This is a genomic window from Sphingomonas sp. OK281, assembly GCF_900115295.1.
Taxonomy (GTDB): Bacteria; Pseudomonadota; Alphaproteobacteria; order Sphingomonadales; family Sphingomonadaceae; genus Sphingomonas.
This window is the reverse complement of record NZ_FOVZ01000004.1, coordinates 300,402-315,631: the sequence shown is the minus strand read 5'-3', so window position 1 is coordinate 315,631 and position 15,230 is coordinate 300,402. Positions and strand designations below refer to the sequence as shown.

The window sequence follows — 15,230 nt, the reverse complement described above, 5'->3', positions numbered from 1 at the left end:
CTGCTGCGCCATTCGTGGATCGCGCCGCGGCAAAGCCGCGTCGTCGGTCGGAGCGAACGCTCCGCCGGCCGCGCTGGTGCGAGTCAGCCGGACATGGCCGGCTGCCGCCCTGCGCGTTCAATGTGCCGCTCCCCAGCTAAGGCCGGTGCCGATCTCGATGCCGAGTGGGACGTCGAGCGTTACCGCGGGTTGCGCGGCGTTCGCCATGACCTGCTCGATCACGGGCTTGGCCGCGGCGACGTCACCTTCCGGTAATTCGAACACGAGTTCGTCGTGGACCTGAAGCAGCATGCGGACATTGGGCAGACCCGCTTCGAGCAATGCCGGCCCCATCCGCACCATCGCGCGCTTGATGATGTCGGCGCTCGTGCCTTGGATGGGGGCATTGATCGCGGCGCGTTCGGCGCCTTGGCGTTCGTGCTGGATTTTCGAGCGGATGCGCGGGAAGTGCGTTTTGCGCCCGAACAACGTGGTCGTGTAGCCGCTCGCGCGAACGCTTTCGGTTGTCTCGACGATGTAGTTCGAGATGCCCGGGAAGCGATCGAAATAGCGGTCGATCATCGCCTGTGCTTCGTCCGCCGACACGTCCAGACGCCCGGCGAGGCCCCAGCGCGAGATGCCGTAGAGGATCGCGAAGTTGATCGTCTTCGCGCGGCCGCGGGTGTCGCGGTTGACCTCGCCGAACAGTTCCTGCGCGGTGAGGCTGTGGATGTCGTCGCCGTTTGCGAACGCGGCCTTCAGTGCGGGGACATTGGCCATGTGCGCCGCCAGCCGCAGTTCGATCTGCGAGTAATCGGCGGCGAGGATGACGTTGCCGGGTTCGGCCACGAACGCGTCGCGGATCTGGCGGCCGATCTCGGTGCGGATCGGGATGTTCTGGAGGTTTGGATCGGTCGACGACAGGCGGCCGGTCTGCGCGCCGGTCAGCGAGTAGGACGTGTGGACGCGGCCCGTCGCCGGGTTGATCTGCGCCTGCAACGCATCGGTGTAGGTCGATTTCAGCTTCGACAACTGGCGCCAGTCGAGCACTTTTCGCGCAATGACTGCACCCGGCGAATCCTTGTCCGCCGCGATCCGTTCGAGTTCGTTGACGTCGGTCGAATAGACGCCCGACTTGCCTTTGCGGCCGCCCTTGATGCCCATCTTCTCGAACAACACGTCGCCCAGTTGCTTGGGGCTGCCGATCGTGAACGGCGCGCCGGCGAGCGCGTGGATCTCGGTTTCCAGGCTCGCCATCTGGCCGGCGAACTCGGTCGAGAGCTTCGACAGTTTCGCGGCGTCGACCTTGATCCCGTGCATCTCCATCTGCGCGATGACGGGGACGAGCGGGCGGTCGACCATCTCGTACACGCGGGTCGAGCCTTCCGCGGGCAGGCGGCGCTTGAAGCGGCGCCAGAGACGGAGCGTCACGTCGGCATCCTCGGCGGCGTAGCGCGTCGCGGCCTTAAGATCGATTTCGTTGAAGGTCCGCTGCGTCTTGCCGGTGCCGACGACGTCCTTGAATGCGATGCAGCTGTGCGAGAGATGCGTGGCGGCGAGTTCGTCCATGCCGTGGCCGTGCAGCCCGGCGTCGAGATCGAAGCTCATCACGATCGTGTCGTCGAATGGCGCGATCTGCACGCCGCCGGTCGACGCATAGGCGCGGCCGAGGACGATCATGTCGTATTTGAGGTTGTGGCCGATCTTCAGGACGCTCGGGTCTTCAAGCAGTGGCTTCAGCTTCTGTAGCACGAGCGCGCGATCGAGCTGGACCGGGTTTTCCGCGAGCAAATCGGTGCCGCCATGCGCGATAGGTACGTAGCAGGCGAGGTTCGGATGCAGCGCCATGCTCACCCCGACGAGATCGGCGCGCGTCGCGTCGATGCCGGTGGTTTCGGTATCGATCGCGATCCAGCCCTGGTGTTTCGCCACCGTGATCCAGCGATCGAGTGCGGCCTCGTCGACGACGGTCTCGTAGTCGTCGTGTTTACACGGTTCGTCCTCGTCGAACTGGGCGGTGCTTGCCGGTTCCGCGACGGGGGCTTCGGCGACCGCGGAAAGCTTCGCGATCAGCGACTTGAAGCCGTGATGTTCGAGGAACGCACGTAGCGGCGCGTCGGGGATGCCCTTGAGTTCGAGATCCTCGAGCGGCTCGGGCAGCGACACGTCGCATTTGAGCGTGACGAGAACTTTCGACAGCCGCGCCATCTCGGCATGCTCGATCAGGTTGTCTCGGAGCTTGCCCTTCTTCATGCCGTCGGCGGCGGCGAGCACGGATTCGAGATCGCCGTGTTCGAGGATCAGTTTTGCCGCGGTCTTGGGGCCGACGCCGGGGACGCCGGGGACGTTGTCGACGCTGTCGCCCATCAGCGCGAGCACGTCGCCGAGCTGCGCGGGCAAGACGCCGTGGAACTTCTCCGCGACATGTTCCGCGCCGAGCCGGCGGTTGTTCATCGTGTCGTACATGTCGAGGCCGGGCTCGATCAGCTGCATCAGGTCCTTGTCGGAACTTACGATCGTGACTTCCCAGCCCTGCGCGAGTGCGGCCTTCGAATAGCAGGCGATGATGTCGTCGGCCTCGAGGCCTTCGGTCTCGATGCACGGGAGGCTGAACGCGCGCGTGGCGTCGCGGATCATCGGGAACTGGGGGACGAGGTCCTCGGGCGGGGGCGGACGCTGCGCCTTGTACTTGTCGTAGAGATCGTTGCGGAAGGTCTTCGACGACTTGTCGAGGATGACCGCCATGTGGGTGGGGCCGTCGGCGGCGTGGACCTCGTCCGCGAGCTTCCACAGCATGGTGGTGTAGCCATAGACCGCGCCGACCGGCTCGCCATGCTTGTTGGTGAGCGGCGGCAGCCGGTGATAGGCGCGGAAGATATAGCCGGAGCCGTCGACGAGATAGAGATGGGGCATCGCGCGCGGTCTAGCGGATGCGGGGGCGGGCTCCAATGGGCGAAGCGTGGTTGTTGGGTATCAGGTGGGTAGAAAAGCGGTGGGGGGATGGGAGCGCTCTAGCGGTCCCGAGAGATGCACCACCCCGGCGGAGGCCGGGGCCCAATTGGAAAGGTTGTCGTAACGGCGCGCTGCGCTTCGTTATCACCGTCCCCCAATTGGGCCCCGGCCTTCGCCGGGGTGGGGGCAGTGGTAGCGGAGGCCCCGCTAACTTAACCCCACCGACCCCCTCCAATTTGTTCTCCCGCGAAGGCGGGAGCCCAGACTGGATCCCCGCCTTCGCGGGGAAACATGCTGCCTCTTACTTCTTGATCAGCCCGATCTCGACCAGTCTCTCGTACAGGTAATCATGCGCGGTGATCGGGTTCGGATAGCGGTTCGCGTTGTCCGGGGTGATCGTGCCCGGCAGCGTCTCGATCAGGAAATCCGGCGCGGGGTGTAGGAAGAACGGCATCGAATAGCGCGAGTGGCCGCGGCGCTCGGGGGGCGGGTTGACGACGCGGTGCGTGGTGGAGGGCAGCACGTTGTTGGTCAGCCGCTGGAGCATGTCGCCGACGTTGACGACCATCGCGCCCTCGGGCGGCTTGATCGACAGCCAGCGGCCATTGGCGCGGTCGAGCAATTCGAGCCCCGCTTCCTCGGCGCCGAGCAGCAGCGTGATAAGGTTGATGTCCTCATGCGCGCCGGCGCGGACGCCTTCCGCGTCGGCGGGGATCGGCGGGTAATGCAGCAAACGAAGGATGCTGTTGCCGTCCTTCACCGCCGGATCGAACCAGTCGGGCTTGAGCTTGAGGTGGCGCGCGATCGCGGAGAGCAGCTTGTCGCCGGCGCGGTCGAACGCGGCGAAGAGTTCGAGGAAAACCGGCTTGAAGCCCTCGGGCCGCGTCGGCCAGACGTTCGGCGCCATCGTGTCCGCATAGCGATGACCCTCGGGCAGTTCGCGGCCGACGTGCCAGAATTCCTTGAGGTCGACGACCTTGGCGTCCTTGGCGATCTCGGTCTTGAACGGCGTGTAGCCGCGCGCGCCGCCGCCGCCGGGGATGTGATAGCCGCGCTTCTCGTCCTCGGGGAGGTCGAAGAGGAGCTTGGTTTCGGCCCAGGCGCGCTCGATCAGGTCGGCGGGGATGCCGTGATCAGCGACGATCGCGAAACCGTACCGCTCGAACGATTCGCCGAACGCGGCGGCGAAGCCATCGGGGTCGGTATCCTGCGTGGCGAGGCTGAGCGTCGGGACCTGGGCGGCGGGGGTGTCGAGCATGGGGTTCGTGTCCGGATTGGGGGACGCCCGATATAGGGGATCGGGCGGGCGGTGCCAAATGCCTGGGTTAGGGTGGGGCGAGATTTCAATCCTCCCCTGGCGGGGAAGGAGTGCAGATTCAGCCGCTGATGACGATCGTGCCGGTCGCCTTGTCCTTGCCGTCGGGGGCGAGTTCGAGGCGGAAAGGCTTGTTTTCATCGGTCGTGCCGATCAGGTTCGCGCCCTCGGGATGGACCTGGTAGCCGACCTTGCCGAGCCGCTGGGCGAACCAGTCGCGGACGACAGTCGGTGTTGCCGGGCTGGCGAAGGCCACGCGCAACCCGCCCGCCTTGTCGTCGCCGACGATGTTGAGCGTCTTGATCGACGATCCCGGATACAGCCGCACGCCGTTGAGATCGAAATTGCCGGTATCGATCTTGATCTTCGGCAGCTTCACCGAGCCCTGGAAGCCGGGGACGTCGATCTTCATCTCGCCGGTCTCGCCGTTGATCGCGCCGAGCACGTTCCCGCCATCGGCGTTGATCGAGACCGACGCGCCTTCGTTCGAACGATCGCAGGCGGAAAGCGCGAGTGCGCCGGCGAGCCCGAGGGTGGCGAGAAAGAGCGGGCGGATCATGGCTATCTCCGAGGTGTGTTGTTCCAACAATACAGATAGGGAGCATTGCCGCCCCGCGCAATCATCTCGGGCTGCGATGGTTAGCGGGTTTCGCAAGACCGGCCGAGCGGGTAAGGGCGCACGCATCATGCAGACCCAGGACCCCCAATCCGACGCGCCGGCGATGCGCGGCGCGCCGATCGGTTTCGTCGAGTTCGTCGCGCTCGTCGCCTCGCTGATGTCGCTGACCGCGCTCGGCATCGACTCGATGCTGCCGGCATTGCCGGCGATCGGCGACTCGCTCGGCGTCACGTCCGAGAACGGGCGACAGTTCGTCGTGACCGCGTTCGTGATCGGGTTCGGCATCGCGCAACTCGTTCATGGACCACTCGCCGACCGGTTCGGGCGGCGGACGGTTCTGCTGTGGTCGCTCGTCCTGTACATCATCGCCAATGTCGCCTGCGCGACCGCGGGAAGCTTCACGCTGTTGCTGGCGGCGCGGGCATTCGGCGGCGCGGTGATTGCCGCGGCCCGGGTCGCGACGATCGCTTTGGTCCGCGATTGCTATCACGGGCGGGCGATGGCGCGGGTGATGTCGATCGCGTTCATGGTGTTCATGATCGTCCCCATTCTCGCGCCGACGTTCGGCTGGACGGTGCTCCAGTTCGGCGACTGGCGCGCGATCTTCTGGACGGTCGCGGTGCTGACGCTGGGCGTGCTGATCTGGTTCTACCTGCGGATGCCCGAGACGCTGGCGCCCGAGAACGTCCTGCCGATCACCCCGGGGCGGATCCTCAGCGACTGGCGCCTGACGCTGAGCGATCGCAATTCGCTCGGCTACACTCTCGCCTCGACCGCGTTGATGGGTGCGCTGTACGGCTATCTCAATTCGATCCAGCAGATCATGGCCGACGTGTTCCACAAGCCGACGCTGCTCGCGCTGATCTTCGCGACGACGTCGGTGACGATGGCGGCGTGCAACCTGCTGAACTCGCGGATCGTGATGCGGCTGGGCACGCGTCTCATCAGCCACGGCGCGCTGTCGGTGCTGATCCTGGTGTCGCTCGTCCACCTGTTCGCGATCGAGATCGGGTTCGAGACCTTGGTCAGTTTCGCGGTTTTCCAGGCGTTGACGCTCGGCTGTTTCGGGCTCGCTACCTCCAATTTCTCGGCGATGGCGATGGAGAATATGGGGCGCATCGCGGGTACCGCGTCGAGCGTGCAGGGCTTCCTGAGCGTCACCGTCGGCGCCGTGTTCGGCGCGCTGATCGGGCAGGCGTTCAACGGCACCACGGTGCCGCTGGTCGGCGGGTTCCTGCTCGCAGGGTTGGCGGCGCTGGTGGCGATCCTGATCACCGAGCGGGGGCGCCTGTTCCGGCCGGCGTCGACGGCACCCGTCCGCGCTTGAAGGAACCACCGCGCACGTCCACCGTTCGCATCTGGCAGGCCCGCAACGTGCGGGCGTCCTGGAACGAGGGAGTGTGACCATGGGCGGACATCAGGTGCCGAGTGCCGGATCGGGCGACGACGGCTATGACGAAGAGGGCTATGACGAGAGCCAGCGCGCCGAGATCCTCGAGGCTACGCGCAACGGGCCGAGCGACGGCGTCATCCTGACCGACCTCGATCCCGATCTGGGCGAAGACGACACCGACGACGAGTCGATCGACGAGACCAAGATGGATTCGGAAGAGGTCGGCGAGACGGACTCCTCCGTCACGATGGACGAAGCCGACATGGACGAGGACGACGTCCAGGACGAACTCGACGACGACACGATCGACGACGACGAAGACCTGAAGGATGCCGACGACGTCGCGCTGAAGCCCTGAACGATCCGCGACGCGCCTGCGACAGGCGCGTCGCCGCTAACCGACGGCGTTCGCCAAGACGGCCAGATCCTGCGCATTGAACGCAGTTCCCGTCGCGTCGGTCGGTCCATCCCCTGCATTTGCCGAAGACGCATTCGACGGAGCCGGTTCGGGCGCGTCGTTGGCGACGTCATACGCCGTCCACAGGATTCCGGCGCACCAGAACAAGGCCGCCCAACGGCTGCGGAACAGGCGTGAAAACCCCATCCATGCTGCATCGCACACCGGTCGTCACCGACCCGTAAAGATACAGCGTTAACATCCCGTCAGGCTGATTTTTGCCGCTTTTCCGCTGCATTTCAGCAGCCTCGGCCCTGTCTCTGCCACGGTTCGTTCATGTAAATGACAGGAACCGTTGCTGTAACGCAACACAGCCGAACAGTTCCCTGAATGTGACGTTTTTTGTGCAACCATGTGCCCGCCGGCCGGTTTCGACTTGCCTGGACCGAACCGACGCACCGTGCAGTCGGGCATCCACGCAACATACGGTATAAGGTCAAACTCATGCGTAAGCTTTCCCTGGCAATCGCCCTCGCCGCCGCAACGGTCGCAGTTCCCGCTTTCGCGCAGGACATGTCGGCACCGGCTGCCACCGACAACAGCGCACAGCCCGGCGAAGCAGCAGCACCCGACGGCTCGAAGGCATTCGGCATCGAGCCGTATTTCGGCGTGATGGGCGGCTGGGAGCAGTTCGACAACGAGCGCGGCCACGGCATCCCGCAGGCGCTGAACGCTGACAACACGATCCGTCGCGGCTACAAGCCTTCGGGCTCGCTGGTCCAGGGCGTGCTCGGCGTGAACGTGCCGCTCGGCCCGGTCTTCGTTGGCGCAGAAGGCAACGTCATCAAGGGCATCGATGGCAACATCGATTGGGAATATGGCGCAGCAGGCCGCTTCGGCTTCCGCGCTGGCGATAGCGGCATCTTCTACGGCAAGGTCGGCTACCAGTGGGTCAACTTCGACCATTTCTCGGCACGCTCGACCAACGGTGGCAACACCGGTCGTGACTACAGCGCGATCACCTACGGCATCGGCGCAGAAGTCGGTCCGCAGAGCATTGGCCTGAAGGGCATCACCGGCAACGCAGGCTTCCGCATCCGCGCCGAGGTCAACACCTTCGGCGACGCGCAGAGCTTCCGTCCGATGCTCGGCATCATCACGCACTTCTAAGCCCTTGCCTCGCAAGAGGTTCAAGCTGGACGCGTAACGGGGGCGGGGAGTGGCTAGGGCCATTTCCCGCCCTTCGTGTGTCTGGCGTTTCCAATGGGTTGGCGAGTGAAGTATAGGAAGTGCAGACGCTCGCACGATCCCGTGCATGGGACGGGCGCGACGCCGGACCCGCCGATCGCAGTTCGTGGTGACGAGGACGTGGATCAGCGATGCCATGCGTCGAACTGGCCATGGCCGACGCGTGTAGGACAGCGAATTTTGCCGTCGACTGCCACCTGACCAATGCCCGAAATGCCCCGCGCGCCAGATTTCATCGGAGCAGTTCGGCAGTAATGTCGAACCCGGCTGGTCGATCGGGGAGTCGGCCGGATGGTTCGGTCCGACGAAACAGGGTACCGTCATCGATGTCGGCGCAAGATGTTTCGACGCCCGCATCCTGCGCCGTTTCCTACCGAACTTTCCCCTTCTGGTTCGAGCGACATCGCCATCCGATCAGCCAAGCGGAATCGACTTTGCCGCGCGCACACGGGGCGGCGCATGTTCACGATGCGTTCGCCTCGTTTCCGACTCCGCTGGCCGCAAGATCGGCGCGTCCTACGGTGACTTCTACGCGCGCGCGCGTACGCGCGATCGATGATGGAGTATGTGTTTGATTTCATGCGGTTGCTCGGCGGCGATCGCACCAGCGCCCCGCGTGGCCGAGGCGGCGTGGGACGCAGAGCAAGGCCGGGCGTGTTCGTGCAACTCCGTCTCGTGTTCTACGGCGTGCTGCTCGGGCTGATGATGCCGGTGATCCGCCAGATCGACTGGTCGGCGTTGGTGCCGCCCGGCTTGAAGATCGAATGGCCGACCGGGTTCGGCATCGCCTGGCCCGCGGGGCATCTGCGTGTGCCGGGCGGCTGGACCAGGGGCGTCGACGCGGCCAAGGCCGAAGCGTCGTCCGCGGCCGCCGTGGCAACCGGGGCCACCGCCGCCACAGCCGCCGGCGCCACGGGAGCCCTGGCCACTGCGGCAGGTGTTGCCAGCGCGGCATCGACCGTCGCGGCCGCGGCGTCGACGCTGTCGGGAAGAAGCCCGGTATCGGCGCGCTTCACGATTTGCGGACACGCCAAGCGGATCGATTGCATGGTCGACGGTGATACCTTCTGGATGGCCGGCACGAAGATCCGCATTGCCGACATCGACACGCCGGAAACCCACCCGGCCCGGTGCGTGTCCGAAGCCCGCGCGGGCAAGGCGGCGACGCTCGCGATGCAGGCGCTGTTGAACGCCGGTCCCTTCGAACTGGTCCCCATCAAGCGGGACATGGACCGCTACGGCCGCAAGCTTCGGCTGGTCGAACGCAACGGCAAGTCGCTGGGCGCGGTGCTCGTGCGGCGCGGGCTGGCGCGACGCTATGGCGGCGGCAAGCGTGCCGGATGGTGCGGCTGGCGCAGATGGGTCTGAGAGCGGTCCTGCCTTCCAGGCCATCAAGATCCGGTTCGCGCTCTCGCTCTAGTTTTCGATCATCGTCCTGATCTGCGTCGCGAGCGCCTCCATCGCGAACGGCTTGGTGATCATCGACATTCCCGGCTCCAGGAAGCCCGAGGCGAGCGCGGCGTTCTCCGCATAGCCGGTCATGAACAGCACGCGGAGGTCGGGGCGCAGCGCACGGCCCGCGTCGGCGACCTGGCGGCCGTTCAGTCCGGGCAGGCCGATGTCGGTGACGAGCAGGTCGACGCGCTCCATCCGACGTAGGCGGTCGAGCCCGGCGGGGCCGTCATGCGCCTCGACCGCCTGATAGCCGAGCTCGCCCAGCACCTCGACGATCAGCGCGCGGACGACGGCATCGTCCTCGACCACCAGCACTATCTCGCCCGCATCGGTCACGTGCGCCGGGGTAAGGCCGGGCAATGCCTCGTCCTGCTCGGCTTCGCCGTAATGGCGTGGCAGATACAGCTTGATCGTCGTGCCCTGGCCGACTTCGCTGTAGATTCGCGCATAGCCTTCCGACTGGCGCGCGAACCCGTAGATCATCGACAGGCCGAGCCCTGTGCCCTGGCCGATCGGCTTGGTCGTGAAGAACGGTTCGAAGGCCTTCGCGATCGTGTCGGCGGACATGCCGGTACCGGTATCCGACACGCAGATGCAGACATAGTGACCCGGCCGGACGTCGCGCTGGCTGGCGGCGAAATGGTCGTCGAGCAACGCATTGCAGGTCTCGACCGTCAGCCTGCCGCCGTCCGGCATCGCGTCGCGCGCATTGATGACGAGGTTGAGCAACGAATTCTCGAGCTGGTTGGGATCGCACAGCGTCGTCCAGAGATTCCCGGCGAGCACGGTCTCGAACGCGATCTGTTCGCCCGTCGTGCGGCGAAGCAGGTCCTCGAGCGAGGCGACCAGCGCGTTGACCTTGACCGGTCGCGGATCGAGCGGCTGGCGGCGCGAGAAGGCGAGCAGCCGGTGGGTCAGCGCCGCGGCACGGTTGGCGGCAGTGGTCGCACCGGTGATGAAGCGGTCGAGTTCGCCGACACGCCCCTGCGCGACGCGGCGCTGGACGATCTCCAGGCTGCCGGTGATGCCTTGCAGCAAGTTGTTGAAGTCGTGCGCGATGCCGCCGGTAAGCTGGCCGACCGCTTCCATCTTCTGCGCCTGGCGGAGTGCCTCCTGCGCCTCGATCAGCTCCTGCGTGCGATCGCGGACGCGCTGTTCCAGATCGGCGTTGAGCGATTTGAGATCGCGTTCGAGCGTCTTGCGATCGGTGACATCGGCGCCCTCGACGAACACGCCGACGACGGTGCCGGTCGCGTCTCGAATGGGTTGATAGACGAAATCGCAATAGCGATCGTTGATCGGCCCGCCGGGCTCGGCCTGGACCGCATACAGCATGCCGCGCGCGGTGAAGGCGTCGCCGCTCGTGAACACGCCGTCGAGCAGATCGAGGAACCCCTGTTCGACCGCGTCGGGCAGTGCCTCGGCGACGGTGCGGCCGAGGACTTCGCGGTGGCCGATCAGCTTGTCGTAGCCGGGATTGGTCAGCTCGAACCGGTGCTCGGCCCCGCGCAACATCGCCATGAAGGTGGGTGCCTGCGCGAACATCTGGCCCATCCGCTCGCGCTCGTCGCGCAGCGCGCGTTCGGTCAGGACGCGCTCGGTGCTTTCGTAGGTCGAGCAGAACATGCCCGCGATCGCGCCACTCTCGTCGCGCACGGGCGAATAGGAGAAGGTGAACCAGGTATGCTCGTCATAGCCCTTGCGGTCGGTGACGAGCGGGAGGTTTTCGAAGAACGACGCTTCGCCTGCCAGCGCCTTGGCCACCAGCGGGCTGATATCGCTCCAGACGTCGGCCCACACCTCCGCGAACCGCCGGCCGAGCGCCCGCGGGTGCTTGTCGTGCATGATGCGCGCATAATGGTCGTTGTAGAGGAAGCCGAGCTCCGGCCCCCAGGCGAGGCACATCGCGAATTCCGACGCGAGCATCAGCGAGACGATAGAGCGGAGCGACTGCGGCCAGTGCTCGATCGGGCCGAGCGGCGATGCCGACCAGTCATGCGTGCGGATCATCGTGGCCATCTCGCCGCCGCCCGTCAGGAAATCGGCCTCGGTCGTTCGTATGGTCATGGTGAATTCCTGCCGGGTCGCACGCCGGGCCGAACCGTGTTTCGGTGCTCGTTCGCTACGGGCGTTCGATACGGCGCCGCGTCGTGCGTTTCTACCGGTTCGCGGGCAGGTCGGCGGGTCAGCGGCACAGTTCGTCCGCCAATCGCGTCAGGCTGTCGACGCTGTACTCCCAGTCCTGCGCGGCGTCGGCGTCGGGTGCGCGACGGCCGCCATATTCGTGCGGACGGTCGATGTAGGCGGTCTGCAGGCCGGCGGCACGGGCGGCTGCGAGGTCGCTGTGATGCGCGGCGACGAGGCAGAGTTCGGCCGGGTCGATCGCCAGAAGGCGCGCGGTGGCGAGGTAGGATTCGGGGAGCGGCTTGTAGACGCGGCTGACTTCGGCGCCGAGGATCGCGTCCCAGGGCAAGCCGGCGCGGCGGGCCATCTCCAGCATCAGCGCGATGTTGCCGTTGCTCAGCGTGACGATGGGGTAACGCATCTTGAGGCGGGTAAGGCCTTCGACCGAGTCGGGCCAGGGATCGAGCCGGTGCCAGGCGTGGGTCAGGCCAGCGAGCGTGGCCTCGTCCAGCGCGACGGGGTCGATGTCGTGGTGGCGGAGCAGGTCTTCGAGCGCCTCGCGGTGGAGCGTGTCGAGGATGACGAACGGCCGCCGCTCGCTGCGGACCTCCTCGAGCGCGGGCTGATAGCGTTTGCGCCAGCCGTCGGCGAAGGCGTGCGGGTCGATATCGGTGCGATCGAGGCGCGCGAGGATCGGCGCGGCGTCGCGTGCGATCCCTGCGCGCCAGTCGACCACGGTGCCGAATACGTCGAACGCAAGGGCTTTGATCGGGACGCGATGTACCATGAGGGAAAGACGGTGGGGGGCGGCGGTTGGTTCCCGGCCTTCGCCTTCGCGGGGCGCAACGGCGTCAACCCGCCCGGCGGAGGCGGGTGGAGTGGCCCTGGTTCAGCCGGTCCAGATTGAACGCCTCGTCGAACTCGACGCCGGCCTTGCCGTCGCGTGCCCAGCGGACGCGGGCAGGGGTCATCTGGTCTTCGAGCAGTTCGATCTGCATCGCGACGCCATTGGGGTCGCCGTCGATCCGGAGGCCGTCGAGCATCGCGCCCGATGTCGAGATGTCGCGGATCCGGACGTCGCCGCGGACGCCTCCGATCACGATGCGTGCCGAGCGCAGCATCTTGGTGCGCGGCGCGCGGCTGACCTTGAAGCCGCTCGCCGTGACGGTGCCGTTCTCCGCGTCCAATTGCCGCAACGCCTCTTCGGCGCGGACCGGGCGGCCATAGACATAGCCCTGGATATGGCTGCACCCGAGGTCGCGGATGAGGTCGATCTCGTCCTGCACTTCGACCCCCTCGGCGGTCGTCTCCATGCCTAGCGTGTCGGCGAGCGTGACGATCGCCTTGATGATCGCGGCGTTGCGGTTGCCGGGTTCGGCGGCGCCGCGCACGAACGACTGGTCGATCTTGATCTTGTCGAACGGCGCGTTGCGCAGATACCCGAGCGACGAATAGCCGGTGCCGAAATCATCGAGCGCGAGCCGGACGCCGACGCTTTTCAGCGCCTTGAACATCTGTTCGGACGAGCGCGTCTCGTCGAGGAACACGCCTTCGGTGATCTCGAGTTCGAGCCGGCCGGGCGCGATCCCCGACTGCGCGAGCGCGCTGGTGACGAGTGCGGGAAGGACCGGGTTGGCGAACTGGATCGGCGAGACGTTGACCGCGACCCGGATCGTGTCGGGCCAGCGCGCCGCCTCGATGCAGGCGGTGCGCAACACCCATTCGCCGATCGCCTCGATCAGCCCGCATTCCTCCGCCACGGGTATGAAGTCGGCGGGCGAGACCAGTCCGCGGGTCGGGTGGTTCCAGCGGATCAGCGCCTCGTAGCCGACGATCCGTACCGACTGCGTGCTGACGACGGGCTGGTAGCAGAGGTGGAACGCGCCTTCCGCGACGGCGATGCGAAGATCGTCCTCGAGCAGCTTGCGCGTCCGTGCGCCCGCCAGCATCTCGTCCGAGAAGAACCGGTGGACGCCGCGTCCATCGCCCTTGGCGGCATAGAGCGCGAGATCGGCGTTGCGCACGAGCGTCTCGGAATCGTCGCCGTCGTCGGGCGCGATCGCGATGCCGATCGAACAGCCGATCGTGACGGCCGTGCCGCTGATGAAATAGGGCTGCGACAGCGCCGCGATCAGATCGCGCGCGAGCACCGCCAGCGTATCGCGGTTGTCGATCCCCGGCAGCACGACCTCGAACTCATCGCCGCCGAGCCGTCCGACCAGCCCGGCATCCCCGACCCCGCGTTGCAGGCGCTGCGCGACTTGTTGCAGCAGCGCATCGCCCGCCTGGTGGCCCAGCGTGTCGTTGACCGCCTTGAACCGGTCGAGGTCCATCAGGAACAGCGATGTGGCGCGATAGGGGCCGGTGTTCTGCGCCAGCGTCTTGTCGAGCGATATCCGCATCCGCTGGCGATTGGCGAGCCCGGTCAGGCCGTCGAACAGCGCCAGCCGCGTGATCTCCGCTTCCGACTTGCGCTGTTCGGTGAGGTCGCTGCCGGAGCCGATGAAACCCTGGAACCGACCCAGGTCGTCGACCATCGGCCGGCCCGATATGGACCACCACCGCTCGCAATCCTGCGCCGCGGCACACACCGAATACTCCGAGAACGAGGTGCGCGACGAGATATGGAAGGCGAGCGTCCGTTCGGTACCGGTCGCGTCGCTGTCCATGCGGAACAGGTCGGTCAGCATCTGGCCGACCGCATCGCCCGAGGGAACGAGGTCCCGTCCGACCTTGACCGAAATATACGTGACGCGGCCCTGCCGATCGGCCTCCCAGAACCAGCCGGCACCATGATCCTCGAATTCGGCGATCATCTTGACCGCGATGCGCCCTTCGTTGGACGCGGTCGCCCGGTCGAGTTCGAGGACGTGATCGATCCGCGCGAGGCTGACGGTCGCGGCCACCAGGCACCCGAAGAACAGGAGCGCGATCGCGACCGCAATGGTGAAGCCGGCGAGGATCGCGAGCGCAAGCACGAGGCCGGTGCCGACGCCGAGGATCGCGGCGCGGATCGGATGCAGGCTGACCGCGGTGATGCCGATCGTCCCCGCCACAGCGATCGCGCTCCCGAACTGTACGGGGCCATCCGGCGTCGAGGTGACCGACCATAGCAGCGAAGTGAGTGCCGCCCCCATGATCGCCCCCGACAAGGCGACGATCCAGTTTCGCCGGTGCGGTGCGAGGGACTCCGTATCGGGCAGGCGAACCGTCACGAACACGAGCAGCGACGCCAGCGTGAGGATACCGCCATGCGCGACGATCACGCCGATCGACGCGTGCGCGGATGGATCGCCGACGACCGCGAGGCAGGCCAGCAGGCCACAGGCGACGATCTGGATCGCCAGGGCAAACGGCCAGACGGCGGCGACCTGCGCGAGTTTCAGCACGAACAGATCGTTCGCCTGATCGCCGGTATCCGCGGCCAGCCCGAACAGCCCCCGCAACGCGAGGGAGGACGGCCGATCTTGCGCACGGCGATCGGCGGAGGGAAGCGGGGCATACATCGCGGTATTCGTCACCTTGAGGGCCAAATGCCGGATATGGCGCGCGATGCCCGAACACTCGCGTGTCGCGGTATTTCCCCCGAATTGGTTTCTTTCGCGTAAATCCCCCGAGGATTTCTCGTATCGAAACAATATGTTCTGCCGTTCCGTCGAAGGTCGGAACGGCGCAAGTCCGATGTCGTCAGCAGAAAAATCCGGGATAGCTATCCGCGCTGTGGCGTTGAGCGCGTGACCCTATCCAC

General features: G+C 66.2%; 11 protein-coding genes. 4 read left to right on the top strand and 7 right to left on the bottom strand.

Features of this window, described 5'->3' with window-relative positions; translation table 11 throughout:
• Positions 1–117: 117 nt before the first annotated feature.
• From polA to BM244_RS15730, 3 genes are all read right to left on the bottom strand, one after another.
• A complete protein-coding gene (gene polA, locus BM244_RS15740; protein ID WP_093399843.1) occupies positions 118–2,892 on the bottom strand; it encodes a DNA polymerase I in 2,775 nt (924 codons plus the stop codon).
• 340 nt (positions 2,893–3,232) lie between these two features.
• Positions 3,233–4,189: an isopenicillin N synthase family dioxygenase gene (locus BM244_RS15735; RefSeq protein ID WP_056055084.1), complete on the bottom strand. Its 957-nt coding sequence runs from the start codon at positions 4,187–4,189 to the stop codon at positions 3,233–3,235.
• A gap of 118 nt (positions 4,190–4,307) precedes the next feature.
• A complete protein-coding gene (locus BM244_RS15730; protein ID WP_093399841.1) occupies positions 4,308–4,805 on the bottom strand; it encodes a hypothetical protein in 498 nt (165 codons plus the stop codon).
• Between the two features lie 127 nt (positions 4,806–4,932).
• Here BM244_RS15730 and BM244_RS15725 point away from each other — a divergent pair, with 127 nt between their 5' ends.
• Both BM244_RS15725 and BM244_RS15720 read left to right on the top strand, forming a co-directional pair.
• A complete protein-coding gene (locus BM244_RS15725) occupies positions 4,933–6,192 on the top strand; it encodes a multidrug effflux MFS transporter (RefSeq protein WP_093400062.1) in 1,260 nt (419 codons plus the stop codon).
• A 79-nt stretch (positions 6,193–6,271) separates the two neighbouring features.
• On the top strand, positions 6,272–6,616 hold the full coding sequence (locus BM244_RS15720) for a DNA primase (protein ID WP_093399840.1): 345 nt from the start codon (positions 6,272–6,274) through the stop codon (positions 6,614–6,616).
• Positions 6,617–6,652: 36 nt separating this feature from the next.
• Here the strand turns inward: BM244_RS15720 and BM244_RS15715 are convergent, their stop codons facing one another.
• Positions 6,653–6,862 carry a hypothetical protein gene (locus BM244_RS15715; protein ID WP_093399839.1) on the bottom strand — a complete coding sequence of 70 codons (210 nt, stop codon included), beginning with the start codon at positions 6,860–6,862 and terminating at the stop codon, positions 6,653–6,655.
• Positions 6,863–7,159: 297 nt separating this feature from the next.
• Between BM244_RS15715 and BM244_RS15710 the strand changes: the two genes are divergently transcribed.
• Together BM244_RS15710 and BM244_RS15705 are read left to right on the top strand one after the other, a co-directional pair.
• Positions 7,160–7,825: an opacity protein gene (locus BM244_RS15710; protein WP_093399838.1), complete on the top strand. Its 666-nt coding sequence runs from the start codon at positions 7,160–7,162 to the stop codon at positions 7,823–7,825.
• A gap of 645 nt (positions 7,826–8,470) precedes the next feature.
• Entirely contained in the window at positions 8,471–9,271 is an 801-nt protein-coding gene (locus BM244_RS15705; protein WP_254784479.1) for a thermonuclease family protein, read from the top strand.
• A 48-nt stretch (positions 9,272–9,319) separates the two neighbouring features.
• On the opposite strand, the gene BM244_RS15700 is transcribed toward BM244_RS15705, so the two are convergent.
• The 3 genes from BM244_RS15700 to BM244_RS15690 all read right to left on the bottom strand — a co-directional run bounded on the left by BM244_RS15700 (position 9,320) and on the right by BM244_RS15690 (position 15,015).
• Positions 9,320–11,425: a PAS domain-containing protein gene (locus BM244_RS15700; protein ID WP_217649129.1), complete on the bottom strand. Its 2,106-nt coding sequence runs from the start codon at positions 11,423–11,425 to the stop codon at positions 9,320–9,322.
• 118 nt (positions 11,426–11,543) lie between these two features.
• The gene (locus BM244_RS15695; protein WP_093399836.1) at positions 11,544–12,269 is read right to left on the bottom strand and encodes a haloacid dehalogenase type II; all 726 of its coding nucleotides are present in this window, start codon (positions 12,267–12,269) and stop codon (positions 11,544–11,546) included.
• A gap of 64 nt (positions 12,270–12,333) precedes the next feature.
• A complete protein-coding gene (locus BM244_RS15690) occupies positions 12,334–15,015 on the bottom strand; it encodes an EAL domain-containing protein (RefSeq protein WP_254784478.1) in 2,682 nt (893 codons plus the stop codon).
• Positions 15,016–15,230 lie beyond the last annotated feature (215 nt).

Coding starts and splice junctions, on each gene's coding strand:
- BM244_RS15720 (WP_093399840.1), top strand. CDS start 6,272: ATGGGCGGACATCAGGTGCCGAGTGCCGGATCGGGCGACGACGGCTAT.
- polA (WP_093399843.1), bottom strand. CDS start 2,892: ATGCCCCATCTCTATCTCGTCGACGGCTCCGGCTATATCTTCCGCGCC.
- BM244_RS15735 (WP_056055084.1), bottom strand. CDS start 4,189: ATGCTCGACACCCCCGCCGCCCAGGTCCCGACGCTCAGCCTCGCCACG.
- BM244_RS15710 (WP_093399838.1), top strand. CDS start 7,160: ATGCGTAAGCTTTCCCTGGCAATCGCCCTCGCCGCCGCAACGGTCGCA.
- BM244_RS15725 (WP_093400062.1), top strand. CDS start 4,933: ATGCAGACCCAGGACCCCCAATCCGACGCGCCGGCGATGCGCGGCGCG.
- BM244_RS15715 (WP_093399839.1), bottom strand. CDS start 6,862: ATGGGGTTTTCACGCCTGTTCCGCAGCCGTTGGGCGGCCTTGTTCTGG.
- BM244_RS15700 (WP_217649129.1), bottom strand. CDS start 11,425: ATGACCATACGAACGACCGAGGCCGATTTCCTGACGGGCGGCGGCGAG.
- BM244_RS15730 (WP_093399841.1), bottom strand. CDS start 4,805: ATGATCCGCCCGCTCTTTCTCGCCACCCTCGGGCTCGCCGGCGCACTC.
- BM244_RS15695 (WP_093399836.1), bottom strand. CDS start 12,269: ATGGTACATCGCGTCCCGATCAAAGCCCTTGCGTTCGACGTATTCGGC.